12 protein-coding genes are annotated in these 14,489 nt (G+C 67.5%); 9 read left to right on the forward strand and 3 right to left on the reverse strand.

Going from position 1 to position 14,489, the window contains the following annotated elements:
* Nucleotides 1-323 precede the first annotated feature (323 nt).
* The gene (locus OG524_RS36190) at nt 324-2,945 is read right to left on the reverse strand and encodes a Helicase associated domain protein (protein ID WP_405808429.1); all 2,622 of its coding nucleotides are present in this window, start codon (nt 2,943-2,945) and stop codon (nt 324-326) included.
* A 144-nt stretch (nt 2,946-3,089) separates the two neighbouring features.
* Here OG524_RS36190 and OG524_RS36195 point away from each other — a divergent pair, with 144 nt between their 5' ends.
* The 4 genes from OG524_RS36195 (at nt 3,090) to OG524_RS36210 (ending at nt 6,457) form a co-directional block, all read left to right on the forward strand.
* Nucleotides 3,090-4,658, forward strand: coding sequence for a helix-turn-helix domain-containing protein (locus tag OG524_RS36195; RefSeq protein ID WP_405808427.1), 1,569 nt, complete (start codon nt 3,090-3,092; stop codon nt 4,656-4,658).
* A complete protein-coding gene (locus OG524_RS36200; RefSeq protein ID WP_405808425.1) occupies nt 4,658-5,233 on the forward strand; it encodes a transcriptional regulator in 576 nt (191 codons plus the stop codon). The genes OG524_RS36195 and OG524_RS36200 overlap by 1 nt, the downstream gene beginning before the upstream one ends.
* Nucleotides 5,234-5,367: 134 nt before the next feature.
* Entirely contained in the window at nt 5,368-5,835 is a 468-nt protein-coding gene (locus OG524_RS36205; protein WP_405808423.1) for a hypothetical protein, read from the forward strand.
* 295 nt (nt 5,836-6,130) lie between these two features.
* The gene (locus OG524_RS36210; protein ID WP_405808421.1) at nt 6,131-6,457 is read left to right on the forward strand and encodes a hypothetical protein; all 327 of its coding nucleotides are present in this window, start codon (nt 6,131-6,133) and stop codon (nt 6,455-6,457) included.
* Between the two features lie 75 nt (nt 6,458-6,532).
* Here the strand turns inward: OG524_RS36210 and OG524_RS36215 are convergent.
* Together OG524_RS36215 and OG524_RS36220 are read right to left on the reverse strand one after the other, a co-directional pair.
* A protein-coding gene (locus tag OG524_RS36215; RefSeq protein WP_405808419.1) for an IS5 family transposase occupies nt 6,533-7,341 on the reverse strand; the annotation gives its coding sequence in 2 pieces (ribosomal slippage) (nt 6,533-7,002 and nt 7,002-7,341; 810 coding nt in all).
* 105 nt (nt 7,342-7,446) lie between these two features.
* The gene (locus OG524_RS36220) at nt 7,447-8,244 is read right to left on the reverse strand and encodes a hypothetical protein (RefSeq protein WP_405808417.1); all 798 of its coding nucleotides are present in this window, start codon (nt 8,242-8,244) and stop codon (nt 7,447-7,449) included.
* 231 nt (nt 8,245-8,475) lie between these two features.
* On the opposite strand from OG524_RS36220, the gene OG524_RS36225 reads away from it, so the two are divergent.
* The 5 genes from OG524_RS36225 (at nt 8,476) to OG524_RS36245 (ending at nt 12,547) form a co-directional block, all read left to right on the forward strand.
* Nucleotides 8,476-8,817 (forward strand): hypothetical protein, encoded by a 342-nt coding sequence (locus OG524_RS36225; protein WP_405808415.1) that lies wholly within the window; start codon nt 8,476-8,478, stop codon nt 8,815-8,817.
* Nucleotides 8,818-8,970: 153 nt separating this feature from the next.
* Nucleotides 8,971-9,675 carry an ATP-binding cassette domain-containing protein gene (locus OG524_RS36230; protein WP_405808413.1) on the forward strand — a complete coding sequence of 235 codons (705 nt, stop codon included), beginning with the start codon at nt 8,971-8,973 and terminating at the stop codon, nt 9,673-9,675.
* A gap of 815 nt (nt 9,676-10,490) precedes the next feature.
* A complete protein-coding gene (locus OG524_RS36235; RefSeq protein WP_405808411.1) occupies nt 10,491-10,952 on the forward strand; it encodes a hypothetical protein in 462 nt (153 codons plus the stop codon).
* A gap of 823 nt (nt 10,953-11,775) precedes the next feature.
* Nucleotides 11,776-11,946 carry a hypothetical protein gene (locus tag OG524_RS36240; protein ID WP_405808409.1) on the forward strand — a complete coding sequence of 57 codons (171 nt, stop codon included), beginning with the start codon at nt 11,776-11,778 and terminating at the stop codon, nt 11,944-11,946.
* Nucleotides 11,921-12,547 carry a hypothetical protein gene (locus OG524_RS36245; RefSeq protein WP_405808407.1) on the forward strand — a complete coding sequence of 209 codons (627 nt, stop codon included), beginning with the start codon at nt 11,921-11,923 and terminating at the stop codon, nt 12,545-12,547. The genes OG524_RS36240 and OG524_RS36245 overlap by 26 nt, the downstream gene beginning before the upstream one ends.
* The last annotated feature ends 1,942 nt before the right edge of the window (nt 12,548-14,489 follow it).

Below are 14,489 nucleotides of genomic sequence, written 5' to 3' on the forward strand. Positions count from 1 at the left end.
GTACTGCTCCGGGCGGTGTCGCTCAAGAGCCTGGAGACTCCGGGAGACGCGTCGAGCGCAGCGGGCAGCGTGACGTACAGCCGTCACAGAATCGGCCTATACCGGCGCGTATGACGGCTCTACGTCACCCCTACCGACGGTCCGCCGGGTGCTGTCCAACCGGAACGCGTGGAGATAGCCAGAAACCTGCCCGGCAACGTCGAATGCCCCGCGCCTCTGGGGGTATGCCGGGGCGTTCGGAGGGCGTGCCTCCCACGGGGTCAGGTGTCGGGCACGTCTGGGTGACGAGGGCCGGAGCGGGCTGGTTAGGGGCGGCGCGCGCCCTACGCCCACTCCAGTCCGAGGTCGGCGAGGACGGCGAGCTTGGCGGCGGGGAGCTTGGCCCTGCGGGTCTTGCTGTTCGTCAGGAATACCCCCAGTTTGACGGGGTGTTCCTCGCCGTCGACCACCACGTTTTCGATGTGGGCCCTGGGCACGGTCAGCGTTCCGGTGCGGTTCTTGTACTGCTCCAGTGCGAGGACGCCTCGTTCGAACGCTCCGACGCTCGACGTTTTCGCCTCGGCGGCCGGTGCTGCGGGCAGGGACGTGAGCCCGAGGGCTGCCAGGCGCTGCTGCTGCTCGGGCAGCAGGCGCTGCCACACCTCGTGTTCGCGTTGCCGGTTGAGCCACGCGCCGACGTCGCACCCGTGCACGAGGACGCCCGGCAGGACCTCGGCCGGCCCGTGTTCCTCGGACAGGAGGGTGCGGGCGGCGGCGTAGTGGCGCTGCCAGTCTGCGGACCACTGCGGGTTCCAGTCCGGGTCGATGCCTTCCAGTGCCGCCCGCCGCGGCGCGGCCCGGTCGGCGTCTTTGCCGAGCCCGCCGGCCTTGCGGAGGTTGGCGAGCCATTGGCCGACCGCCACTCCCTGGACGACGGCGTCCTTCGGGGCGGCGAGGGTGCCGTGCACGGAATGGTAGGTACGGGCCGCGGTGAGGTTCTTCCAGAATCCGGCGTCCGCGACCGACCACACCATGCCCACCTCGTTCAGGAGACCGGCCCGCCACGCCTTCAGCGTGCCGAGCCGGAACGACCGGCGCTGCTCACTGACCCAGGTGCCCAGCGCATACGTGCCCCCGTCCTCGCCCAGCTCCACGGACGCGTCCAGCGGCACCTGCGCGTCACTGTGCTCGCGCACCCAGTGCCGCAGCGCGTTGTACCCGCTGAGCCAGACCTCGGAGTCGGGCTGCAGGACCCGGGTCCGCAGGAACAGCGCGACCGCCCCCGGATCGCGGGGCAGGGAGAACCGCAGCAGCGGCACCCCGGCGCCCGCCTGTTCCTCCTCGCTCTCCTCGTCGTCCGTACCGTCCGCTGCGGCGGCCTCTGGCGTCTTCTCGTCCGTGCCGTCCTCGGTGCTGGCCGCGGCCTCAATGTCGTCGGCGTCGTCCTCCTGGACGTCGTCGTGGTCGGTGCCCTCCTGGACCGGATCGAGCGCGACCACGGACGTCGCCTGTCCCCGGGCGGTTGTGGTGCTCAGTGCCATGCGCTGGATGACCCGTTCGTCATGCGCCCGCAGCCCTTGGAGGACCGCCACCAGAGGCCGGTAGCTGGAGGACGCCATCATGTCCGAGGGATCCTCGCCCGGCTCCAGGAAGACGGGCACGATCAGCCGCGCCACCTTGCCTTCCCCGGGGTCCTGGCGCAGGCCGCGTCCGGTGATCTGGACGATCTCGACGGGGGAGCTGCGGGTGTCGGCGAAGACGACCGCGCCGACGCCGCGCCTGCCCCGGATGTCGACGCCCTCACCGAGGACCCGGCAGCTGGAGAGGACTCCGAGGTCGGTGACCCATCCGTCCGCGTCGATGCCGTCCGCGAACCGGTCCAGGACCGTCCTGCGGTGCGCGGCCGGGTGTTCACCGCACAGCCACTCCGCCCCGACCCGCCCCGGGTAGGCGACGGGGTCGGTCGCGTGGAGCTCCGCCGCCGTCTCCGGCAGCGCGCGGGCAAAAGACATCGCGTCCAGGGTCCGGGCGTGGAACGTCATGAACGAGCGCACCCCGGTGGTGTCGGCGTGCTTGAGCAGCGCCTCTTGCAGCGCGGCGAGGCGCCGGCCCCGCCGTTCCTCCGGTGAGGCGTCCGGCCCGGGGGCGTGAGGGTCGCGGATCTCCAGGACGTCGATCTCGAACCGGGCCAGAATTCCGCGCTCGATGCTTTCCATCAGCCCGAACTCGGTGAGTACGGGGCCGTACAGCGTCTCGTCGTCCATCGATGCGACCAGGCGACCGCCGGTCTCGTCCGCGCCAGCACTGCCGGGCGTCGCTTCCCACAACCGGGGGGTGGCCGTCATGTACAGGCGCCGCTCCGCCGGGATCCGGTGCTGGTCGTGCACGGCCGCCCATGCTTTCCCGAGGTCGCCAGAGGTGCGGTGTGCCTCGTCGACGACCAGAAGGTCGAAGGGGCGCATGCGCTGTCCGTACGAGCCGCGCAGCGCCTGCTCCAGCACCCCGGGGGCCGCGCCGTCGTCCTCCTCGTCCTGGTCGTCGATGAGGCCCTGCGGGGACAGGCTCGCGTACGTCGCGAACACGAGCATCGGCCCGGCCTGCGCTCCGGTCCACAGGGCGAGTTGGGTGGGGTTGGTCGTGCACCGCACGTCGAGCGCGTCCAGCAGCGGATCGGTGCCGAGACTGCACACCGCGACGGCCGGGGCCGTGTGCCCCACCGCCCTCCATGCCTCCACGCTCTGCGTCAGGAGGTCGAGGGTCGGGACCATCACGCCGACCAGGCCACGCGGGGCCATCCGCAGCGCGGCCACCGCCGCTGTGATCGTCTTGCCCGATCCGGTCGACATGTGGACCTGCCCGCGCTGCCCCGATGCGGGCACGGAGCCGTCCGACGGGAGGGACAGGCCCTCGACGATCGAATCCACGGCCTCGACCTGATGCGGCCGAAGCGCGACGGCGCCCTGCATATCCACCACTCCCCACGATCACTGACATCCGAAGCACGGGACGTTTCGTTGTACTGATGGTGACCGTAACGCATCCGTCTAACTCACGTGCAATCAATGCCCAATCTGAGGCTAAGAGTCGTCCAATTGCGCTAGGGTCGTGGCATGAGTGAAGTGAACAGCGTGGAAGCGCTGCTGGAGGAAGCACGTCTGAACGCGGCGATCCCGCCCCCGGCGGAACGCCAGCGCCTGCGGGAGGCGGCGAAGCTCTCCCGCGCCCAGGTAGCCGACACCTGCAATGTCGGGCGCTCCACGGTCGCCAACTGGGAGACGGGCCACTCGGAGCCGACCCCGCCCGGACGGCTGCCGTACCTGCAACTGCTCAAGGGCCTCGCCGAGATCTACCCGGCCACCCCTGTACCCGCCGCAGCCCCGGAACCCACCGCGGATCCGGCCCCGGTCCCTCCCGCGTTCGCTGCCACGCCGGAGACGCTGCGCGGCCTGGACGGGCGCGCCATCGAGGGCGACCCCGGCCCCTGTATCCGCTGCGGTGTCGAGACGACCTACCAGTCGACCGACGGCCGCCCCTTGCACTCCGGAGCCATGTGCCAGCCCGCCGGCCCCGCCTCGCCCCCGGCCTCGCCCGTCGCCGAGGCCGCGTCCGGCGCCCCGGCCGCCGCTACACCCGTGCCCGTCTCACCGGCTCCGGTGCCCGTGCCCAGTCGGCCGGAGCGCCGTGCCCGCAGCGCTGCCCGGGCCCAGGCCGACACCACCCTCCTCATCAGCCGCGCCGTCCAGGAAGAGGCGGAGCGTGCCGGAGGGGATGAGGAAGCGGCGCTGAAGGCCCTGGTCAAGCGCGCGATCCCCGATGTGATGCACCTGTTCAACGAGACCCGGGCCACGGCCCGTTACGACTACACCGCCTACCCCGCCCTGCCCGACATCCTGAAGAAGCCCAGTAAGAAGGACCCGGACCAGATCTGGGAGGCCCGCCCCCGCTTCCACCACCCCGGCTACTCCCTGCGTGCCCTGGGCGACATCAAGGTCACCGCCCTGGACGTCAACGCGGCCTATCTGTCGGCCCTGAAGTGCTGGCTGCCGATCGGGAAGCTGGAGCACAGCACCGGCCCGGACGGTGTCGAGCCGAAGCGCTCCGGGGTGCACCTGATCACCCCGGGCGAGTGGACGCACCCGCACCTGCCTGACCCGATCGGCGACCGCGACGAGCCCGGCGCCCTCTGGGTCACCAACGCGACCCTCCGTCTCCTGCAGCGCCTTTCGGGCCCGAAGTACGCCCTGACCGAGGCGCCGGTGATCCACGAGTCGTGGACGTCCGGCGCCACGGAGAACTTCCTGGACGCGCTGCGCAAGCTGCTGTCCGCCGCCCGCGACGAGGCGATCGAGAACAACGACGCGCTGACGCTGGAGTACGTCAAGGCGATGTACTCGAAGTTCATCAGCACCATGGGGGAGTCGATCCACAACCGGGAGATGGTCCGGCCGGACTGGATGCACATCATCCACTCCCAGGCCTACGCGAACCTGTGGGGCAAGGCGTTCAAGGCCAGTCAGGCCGGGCTGGAGGTCGTCGCGATGATGGGCACCGACGAACTCCACCTGACGGGTGACTGGCGGACGGTGTTCTCCGAGGGCCGGGGCGTGTCCCAGATGAAGATCAAGAACAGTGACGCCAAGGCGTCCGGTGAGTACACCGTCGGCACGGTGGACCGCTGATGGCCGGACGCTGGATGGACCTGGGCATGTACAACGCCCGGGGCGTGAGGGGCGCGGACGCACTCGGCATCGCCATCGAGCAGATGGTGACCGGCATCGCCTCACCCGTCGACAGCGACCGCGGCCTCGCCGCCCGGCTGAACTACCTCACCAAGACCGACGCCGGATACGAGGCGATGGACCGCGCCGGCATCCATGTCTCCCCCCGCACCCTGATGGCCTGGCTCGCCGAGGAACGCACCCCGAACAAGGCCAACCGGTCCCGCCTGGACGCCGCGTACTGGGACCTGCGCCGCCGCAACGTCGCAGCCGACCTCAAGCACCGCCTCAACAACAACGGTCGCGGAACCCGAATCGAGATCAACCCCGTGGACCAGTCCCGCGTGGAGGGCAAACACCAGCGGGACCTGTCCAGCCGCAGCATCAGCGTGCGGGGCGTCTGGGACCGCGCGGTCGACGCCTGGATCGACGACGACGTGGCTGAGCTCGATGCCATCTGGGACGACATCATTCAAGACCTCGGATCCGAGTACAACGCCTACAGCAACGTCTCCTCCATCGGCTGGGCCGCCTGAGCCCAGCGAAGAACGGGTAGTCGGCCACCGCCCGGGCCGCCGGCAAGGAGCAGCAGCGCCGCGACCGCGCCGCACGCCTGCTCTCCCAGCACTGACCACCACAACTGACCGCCACGACAACCGCAGGGGGACTCATGCTCGCCACCGCAATCGCCGTACTCGGCACGCTGCTCGGTGCCATCGTGGCCGGAGCGTTCCAGCAGAAGACCGCCGGCCGCGCCGAGCGGGCAGCCACCACCGCGCAGTTACGCCGAGACCGGCTCGACGCCGTGACCGAACTCGCCGCAGCAGGGTCCGACCACCGCCGCGCCATGTGGATGCGCGGCGAAGCCGTACTCAACGGCGCACCCGCGGAGCAGGTCCAGGAACTGCGCCGCGCCTCCCACGTGACCCGTGCCGCGATCACCCGGCCGCACGTCGCCGTGCAGGTCCTCATGCCCGACACCGACGTGCAGGCCGCGGCCACCGAGTTGGTCAGCGCGGCGTACCGGATGCGTGATGCCACGACGAGCACCGAGGACCTGACCGCGGCCCGCGAGTCCGCGCGGACCGCTCACGACCGGTTCGTCACCGCCGCAGCCGCGTACCTGCACAACGCCTGACCTGGAACAGCTGAACCCGCTCGTCCCCGGCAGCGGAGCTCCGGGGACGGGGCGCTTCAGGGGCGGCCCGGTGTGGCGTGCGCATCCAAAATTCGAACAGACGTATTATTGGGTGGTGCCTAACTGATGGTTTCAGAATGAGGTCGCAAGGCGGCGAAGGCGTGTGGGGTGCCCGCCGGATGAGGCGAGGCCCCGTCCGGTCTGCCCCATGCAGTTCTGTGTCGCGGCCTGCCCCACGACGGCCGGCAGCTGTGCAGGCTCGCCCGGTCGGCCTGCACAGTTGCATAGTGTGCTCATGGATCGATTCGTGGGTCAGGGCCGCCTCGAATGGTGGGTTAATCAGTCGATTTGCCTTGAGATGTACGACATCAACATCACTGCCACTCTCGACGCGGTCGGCAAGTGGCGGGCGACCGGTCGGCATGCCAACGCCCTTGACGCAACCCAACGCGAAGGCTGGGACTTCCTCATGGAGATGGATCCCCACTTCTCCATTGCGTTTCCAGGTGAGGACTGCGGCGGGATCACGGTGCGAGTCGTCGAGGCCGAGGATGGAACCCTCACGCTCGTGGAGGCACCGGACTGGGACGGCTCCGCGAGTGTCACCTTCGACCTCACCTGAGTTCAGCTCGCAAGGGCAGGAACCCGACTTCGCTACCCTGCCACCAACTTCGATGCGTCGCCCCATACTGATCTTTCAGAATGAAGTTCGGAGGCGGCGCAGGCATATGAGGCTGCAGGCCAGTTCGAGCAGGCCCTGGTGGAGATCGGCGCGGCGCTCGTAGCGGGTTCGGAGCCGTTTGAACTGGTGCAACCAGGCGAAGGCGCGCTCGACCACCCAGCGCACCTTGCCCAGTCCGGAGCCGTGAGCGACGCCGCGTCGGGCGATCATCGGCTTGATGCCGCGCTTCCACAGCAGGCGGCGGTACTTGTCGAAGTCGTAGCCCCGGTCGGCATACAGACGCCGGGGCTTGCGGCGGGGACGCCCCCGCAGACCCCGGATCGACGGAACGGCGTCGAGCAGGGGCAGGAGCTGGGTGACGTCGTGCCGGTTGCCACCGGTGAGCGTGACGGCGAGCGGGGTTCCGTTACGGTCGACGATCAGGTGGTGCTTCGAGCCAGAGCGGGCCCGATCGACGGGCGAGGGTCCGACGTGGTCCCCCCTTTGAGCGCCCGGACGTGCGATCCGTCCACGGAGCAGTCGTCCAGGTCCAGCAGGCTGGCGCGACGAAGCTCGATCAACAGGGCGGTGTGCAGGCGCAGCCAGACGCCGGCCTCGGTCCAGTCCCGCAGTCGGCGCCAGGCCGTCACCCCGGAACAGCCCACCGCCTCCGCGGGGACGTCACGCCACGCGACACCGGTCCGCAGCACGTACATGACGCCGGCGAGCGCCACTCGATCGGGAACACGCAGCCGCCCCGGGTGGCGATGGCGCCGTTCGGGGGCGGGCGGCAGCAACGGGGCCACCCGCTCCCACAGGTCGTCAGGAACAAGATCAGCACGCACGCCGGACACCTTGCCGACCAAGATCGTCGAGCGCAAGACCCACGGCTCAACTCATTCTGAAACGATCAGTAAAGGGGCGCCGGGCGTTTTTGCGCAGGAGAGCGGTCAGCTCTCCCCGTCCGTAGCGGCCTCCTGGCCAGCCAGCTCGGTATCTACCGCACGCTGAGCTGCGGCGAGCCGCTTCGAGACACGGGTGACTTCCTTCTGGAGCGCCTCCACCGCCACCGGGTCAGCCGTGACCGCCGCCGCCACCGACGTGGGGGCCAGCGGAGCATAGGCCCGATCCCGCACTACGGTCGCCGCGCGCTGAAGCGCCACCACCTCGGGAACGCCAGGAGAAGCTGGCACGGCCGGGGGGTCAGAAATTTCTGACCTCTCCTGGGAAGGGATCGCCGGAGAGTTCAGAACCCGCGCCACTTCCGTCAGCAGAGCCGCGGTCGGCCGTTTCTTCCCCTGCTCAGCAGCCAGGGCAAGACCCTCGCTCATGACGTCCCGGGCCACCTCCAGACCATGCTTCGCGATGACCTCAGAGACGACCTTGCGCGCCGAGGCCCGCGTCAGATGCTGGGACAGGTCAGGCCCAAGAGCACCGACAGCACGAATACGCGCCGCGTCCGCAAGAAGCTCGAAGACGTACTTCTCCTCGATGTCGAGCACCCCGCCCGCCCACCGCGCGAAATTCTCCTGACCAGCCACCTTGTGCAGCTCACGCTGCTGCGCCACTTCGAGCAGGGCGCCCTTGTTCAGGACAACGAAGTCCTCCGCCCGCCTGCCGAGACCGTCAATCTCGGCCAGACGCTCGGTGACGTACGCCAGCTGCTCCTCGGGGCTGCCCTGGACGTCGTCGGCTCCCAGGACCCGGCCGCCGGCGAACTCGCTCAGGCGGCCGGCTTCGGACGGCACCGCCGTCGGCTGGGCCTGCAGTTCGGCAGGGACCGCCGGGTTTGGGTGCGTGACTGTGGACGCTGCTGATCAGGTGCGGGGGGCGAATCCGTCCATTGGCATATGCCAACGGTGCTTTCAAGCCCACGGTGGAAGGTAACGAGACACCTATTCCAGTCGGGGCCGCACGTTCCCTCGCCACGTGTATCTTACCGCTGAGCCCCATGGGGGGGGCGTGAAATGAGGGTACTCATGAAGCGGAAGTCAAGCATTCGTTCTCTGCTTGCTGGAAAGGCGGGGAAGGCTATCACAATTGCCACCCTGTCACTCACTGCGCTTGGGATTGCAGTCCCGAGCGCCAGCGCCTCGTACGAGTCGAGCTGGACGTACGGTTGCCGCGGCTACTGGTACAGCACATCGGGTCACGGATACTGCAGCAATGTAACCAATGGCGGCTGGTTCAATGCCCATTACGACTGCAATGCCGCGGAGGCCAACCACAACCAAGGCGATATGCTGTCGTACGGATACACCGGGAAATTCAGCGAATACGAGTGCATTTTCTCCATAAACAAAACCACGGTGACACGGTGAATTGATGCGCCGGTGATCTTCCATAACGACTGAGTTCTTCGTGGGGCCACTAATTGGCGGCCCCACGAAGTTTTGGAGAATCTAATGCCTCACCCGACAGCGCAACTTAGCGCTGTGATGCAGGGTTACGGAAGCCGTACGATTATTAAGGGCTTGAATCTGGAGATTGCACCGGGTGTCACTGGGCTGCTCGGCCCCAATGGTGCAGGGAAAACCACCCTGCTGCGGACGCTCAGTACTATCAGTCCTCCTCGCGCCGGCGACTTGGAGCTTTTTGGGCAAAAAATCAGCGCCGAGCGGTCCGCTCGACTTGCACGTCGCCGTATTGGGTACCTGCCGCAAGATTTCGGCTACTACCCATCCTTCTCGGTATCCGACTTCGTGCACTATTGTGCCTGGTTGCGGGAGGTGCCAAGCCGGAAAGCTTCGGCGGCCACCCGTCAGGCCATTGCTGCCGTTGGGTTGTCCGAGCGAGCACGGGACCGTATGAAAGCGCTGTCCGGTGGGATGCTCCGCCGCGCCGGTATTGCCGCCGCTATTGTCGGCTCTCCTCCTTTGGTCCTACTGGACGAGCCTACCGTAGGACTTGATCCCGCGCAGCGGCTCGACTTCCGGAGGCTTATCCGTTCCCTAGCCCAGGACGGGACCGCTGTTCTGCTCAGCACACATTTGGTGGAGGACGTCGGGGCGGCATGCGATACGGTAATCGTTTTGCGCGAGGGGGAATTGGTGTATCGGGGCACCCCTGCAAACCTCGCCGGCGCAGCTCGTGACAATGCCCCCGGCGATAGCCCCCTGGAGCGCGGATACATGACAGTACTCAATTCGGACGAGACGGTGCAGGGGGTGTCATGCTGACGGTCTATCGAATTGAGTTGCGACGTTCTCCACTGCTGATCGCCCTTCCTGTATTGCTGGCTGTAGACCTTGCTGTCCTTTTCGGGAGGTCCCGGTATTGGATTGGCGTATGGCCCGAGGCGAGCGCCGCGACCCAGGTTGTCACTCTATTCCTCGGCCCGGTGCTTGCAGCTGTCTCGGCTTGGCAGGCCGGACGCTCATCGCGCACGGGAATGGGGGAGAGTCTCCTGGCCTCCCCTCGGCATAGCTGTTGGGTCGAGTCGCAACGACTGGCGGCCACCCTTACACTCGGGTTCCTTGCTTACGCGATCGGAGGGCTGGCGGCAGCCGCTGTATCTTTTAAGAGTGCAGGGCCAGGATTTCTCTGGCCGTCCTATCTGCTTCTCGGGGCAGCTACCCTGACCCTTTTTGCCGCCGTGGGGCACTTGGTAGGTCGCATATGGCCCTCATCGGCGTTCTCGCCAGCGGTATGTGCGCTCGGCGGATTCGTCTTTATGGTATCGGTAGGGCGGTCCTACGGTATGTTTGTTCTGTCTGGAACCCCGGGTCACAACGTCCTCCCATTTCCAGTCACCGTCCGATTGATACTAGCCGGGTCCCTCGCTGTTCTAGCGGTTGTCGCCCCAGTGAATGCTGTGGGGAAAAGCATGCCGCGTCGACGAGTTACCTGGCGGTCCCGAGGCGTAGCTGCAGGGGTCTCCACGGTCATCCTTGTCACCCTCATTGCTTTTCCGGCGGCCGGTGACGTACAGCAGGACCGACAAGCATCTGCAGTGAACCCTCTCTGCGACCGGGCCACGAGTACCGCTGCTCGAGTGTGCGTCTGGCCGGAACACCGCAAGTACCTCCCCGAGCTGATCCTCATGGCCGAAGGGATGGACGGTGTTCCGCAGCAGTGGGTGAAAAGTCCAGACGTCTTCTACCAAGAAGGCCTGCGTCCCACCAAGCTCGGTGATAGCGGGTTCAGCGTCGTAGAGGGGCATGTCCGCCCCGCCGCCTTCGCCATGGCCAATCTGGTGCTTGAGAATTCTCTCGGATCCTGCATGTTGCCGCAGGATGCTGCGCAGGCATGGGAAGCACGGGATCAGCTGCACTTGTGGCTGGAGTACCGGTCCATGGGCACAGATCCGGCAACCGCTGACGACGGCCTCCGCATGGAGGGGGTCTCAGGTGCACAGCAAGCCGCTGCGCAAGCAGTGCGCCAGTCAGAAGCTCTACAAACCCAATGGACATCCCGCCTCCGCGCTGAGTACGAGAAGGCTGGATGCCCGGCCTGATGCGCTGGACAGATCTGCTGCGATACATGCGCGTTCATCACGTGGGACGTGTCATGGCTGGAGTCACGGTTGTAGCTGCCGTGTCGGCAGTGTTGGGCAGCGTGGAGTTGCCCATCTCCTCTCCCAGCTCCGACGGGACGACAACAGGCATCCCCTTCCGGCGTCAACTTCCCCTTCTTCCAGCCGTATTCCTGGCCACTATGCTCGCCAGCTCCATGCGTGATCACGAAGAGATAGCCGGGCCGCGCTACCTCCGTGTCCGCGCCGCCTGCATCGGCGCGTGCACAGTGCTCGCCTCCACCATCTTTTTCTTCTCGGAAACCATGGCGGTGGGGCCGGCCAATGGACTCATCTTCGTTCGCTCTCTGCTGATCTGGTGGGGGCTCGCGATCGTGTCCGCCTCTATAGGAGGACCACAGCTCGCCTGGGTCCTCCCATTGGCCTCAAGTTTTCCGTTGATCTGGTGGAGTCCAGACCCCTGGGACTGGACTACCTCAGCCGCTACCGATCCGCTCTCATGGTGCTTCGCCATATTCGCTCTTATCATCGGCCGGTTGGCCGTGGCTGCCACCCCATGGAGACGACAAGCAATACGACAGGCCAACCGCCTCCGAATCAATCGGCAATAGCGGCGACCTGTTGCTGAGTCAGCTCTCAGGGCGAAGAAGCGCATGGACGGACCAGGCCACCTGGGCACCCGCCCTGCGGGACGTCACCGGGATGTACCTGGTCGCCCCCGACCTGGGCAGCGCGCAGGCGACAGAGAGCATCGCCGCCCTCGCCCGCCAGGCTGCCGCGGCCGGGGTGCGGCGCGCGGCGCGCGGTGCTGGTCTCCCTTCCCCACCTCGACACCCCGAACCTCGACATCGACCATGTGCCGGCGGCCGAGCAGGTACTGAGCGAGGCCGGCTTGGAGGCGACCGTGCTCTGGCCGCGCTGGTTCTTCCAGAACTTCAGCGAGGACTTCTTTGCTCGACGCGGTCCGCTCCGGTGACGTGCGGCTGCCGGCCGGAGAGGGCAAGGAGGCGTTCATCGACGCCGAGGACATTGCCGCCGTCGCCGTCACCGCCCTGACCCAGGACGGACACGCCGGGCAGACATACGAGCTCAGCGGACCGCGGCTGATGTCCTTCGCCGACGCCGTGTCCGACATCGCCCGCGCCACGGGCAACGACATTCGCTACACCCCGCTGAGCGCCGAGACGTACGCCGCCGAGCAGCGCGCTTCCGGCGTGCCCGAGGAATGGGTGCAGCTGGCCATCGGCATGTACGCCGACATCCGCTCCGGCGCCCTGAACTCGCTCACCGGCGACGTGGAAAAGGTGCTGGGCGCCCGCCCCGCGACTTCACCGACTACGCCCGCATCGCTGCCGCACAGGGCGCTTGGACCGTCTGACCCGCCCCTGCTTCACCTTCTCGTCGTCGAGCCCGCTGGCCTCCGGTCCTCGGTGAGCTCGACGACGTCCATGGCCCTCACGATGCCGAAGCCGCCCCATACCGGACTCACTCGTCTTGGCCGTCGTCATCGTCGTCGAGATCGACGGCTTCCGGATCGCGCAGCGGGCGCAGGCCGTCGACCGGCTGGGAGGCGGTGAAGCTGTGGCGGCCCAGGACGTTCCAAGATCACTGGTCCAGCAGGGTCTGGGGCGGGTGTTCCGTCACCGGTACCGGGCACCAGCCACCCGCCCCAGACCCTGGCACCCTGCCACACGACACCGCGAGCACTCCCCGGAGCCGCCGCACGGGCCCGGAGGGAGCAGCCGCGCCGGCCCGACGGGCAGGCCCTGGCAGGGGCGCGCCATCCGTACCGCTATCCGTACCGCTATCCGGCGCGCATGATTTCGCCCGACCCTTGCATAAGTGCAGGTCAGGCACCGGATTTCGTCTGGTGAGTACTCAGACTTCCCCTTGTTCTCCCGGTCTGCCCTGCTGTGGTGGTGGGTGTGGTGGCTGGTGGTGGGGGCGGTCGCGGGGAAGCGGCGGCGGCGCTGCGCTGGGCCTTCTTCTCCGGCCCGACGCGGGGCGCCGGGCCGGTCCCGCTGGGTCCGGGGCGGCACCCCGTCACCACATCGACAGCGCGGGCAGTGCGCAGCCGCTGTACAGGCCCGGAGCAGCTGCGCCGGCTCCGAGCTGCGGCCGGGCCCCGGCCGCAGCGCCCGGTGCCTGGCGGGGACGTCCTACTGCGGGCGCACTTACCCCTCCACTTACCCGTCCGCTTACCCCTCCAGTAACCCCACCACTTACAGGCGCGCACGATTCCGCCCGACCCCTGCATAAGCGCAGGTCAGGCGCCAGATTTCGTGTGGTGAGTGCTCAGACTTCCCCTTGTTCTCCCGGTCTGCCCTGCTGTGGTGGGTTGGGTGGCTGGTGGTGGGGCGGTCGCGGGGAAGCGGGGGGCGCTGCGCTGGCCCTCTTCTGCGGCCCGACGCGGGGCGCCGGGCCGGGCAATGGGTGGCCGGGCGGAGAGGCGGCGCGGCCACCGGTGCTCCCGGCCCTCCGGAAGACCCAGAGCACCAGGACGCATAACGGCGACAACAATGGCGACAACAATGGCAACAATATTCGCGACAACAATGGCGACAACATTGGCGACACCCGAAAATCGTCAGCCCTTGCATAAGTGCAGGTCAGGTACCGGTTTTCGTGTGGTGAGTGCTCAGACTTCCCCTTGTTCTCCTGGTCTGCCCTGCTGTGGTGGTGGGTTGGGTGGCTGGTGGTGGGGGCGGTCTCGGGGAAGACGGGGCGGCGCTGCGCTGGCTCCTGAGGGCATCGCGGCGGCCGGTGGGCCACCGCGACGCAGCAGGGCGCCCCAGGGGCTCCAGGGGCGCCCTGGAGCCCTCGCGCCTGCGGGGGAGCCGCGCCGGAGCCCCTGCCGATGGGTGGATGCCTTGTACTGCTCTCCGAGGTGCCCGAACCCGGGCTCATCGCCAGAGGCGTTCGCGTTCAGGAGGCGTCACACCGTGACGCCTCCACGTGACGCTACGGGGGTGCGCCTTCCACCTTTCAGCTTTATGGGCCGGGTTATACCGGCGGATTCCGAAGCTTCATCGATTGAATGAGGCGGCAATGGAGCGGGCTCCAGAGTGCCGTCCCGAAGTGCTTTCCTTTTGGTGCATGTGGTTTATACGGTGACGCCGCAAAATCCCAGTCTCTACCCAGGGCTCATCGTGATGCACGACGGAGGAGAGCGAGCCTGGAGGGGGTGGTGGATATTCCCAGTCTCTACCCGACGTCAGGTAGTGATGCACGGTCAGAGGGTCTGCCCCGCCGACCCGTTGGGTCACCCCCACCCGAACCCGCCAGCTCCTGTAGCCAGCTGCCCGCGTAGCGGGCTCATCCTGTAGGCGTAGCCGGAAGGGGCGTCACACGACGACCCGTCACCACACGGCCCAGCGCGGAGCGCAGGGCCTGCCCAACCACCCACCAGCCCCATGAATTCCGGAGGAATTCATAAACAATTCCGGAGGAATTGTTTAAAAGCCCGTAGGGCTTTAGCGTCTTTACGACCCGTAGGGTCGTGCGTCGTTCCTCCGGGCT

The organism is Streptomyces sp. NBC_01520 (assembly GCF_045040375.1).
Lineage (GTDB): Bacteria > Actinomycetota > Actinomycetes > Streptomycetales > Streptomycetaceae > Streptomyces.

Excerpts from the sequence above, each read along its gene's own strand:
- OG524_RS36190 (WP_405808429.1), bottom strand. The coding sequence starts at position 2,945 with ATGCAGGGCGCCGTCGCGCTTCGGCCGCATCAGGTCGAGGCCGTGGAT.
- OG524_RS36195 (WP_405808427.1), top strand. The coding sequence starts at position 3,090 with ATGAGTGAAGTGAACAGCGTGGAAGCGCTGCTGGAGGAAGCACGTCTG.
- OG524_RS36200 (WP_405808425.1), top strand. The coding sequence starts at position 4,658 with ATGGCCGGACGCTGGATGGACCTGGGCATGTACAACGCCCGGGGCGTG.
- OG524_RS36205 (WP_405808423.1), top strand. The coding sequence starts at position 5,368 with ATGCTCGCCACCGCAATCGCCGTACTCGGCACGCTGCTCGGTGCCATC.
- OG524_RS36210 (WP_405808421.1), top strand. The coding sequence starts at position 6,131 with ATGGATCGATTCGTGGGTCAGGGCCGCCTCGAATGGTGGGTTAATCAG.
- OG524_RS36225 (WP_405808415.1), top strand. The coding sequence starts at position 8,476 with ATGAAGCGGAAGTCAAGCATTCGTTCTCTGCTTGCTGGAAAGGCGGGG.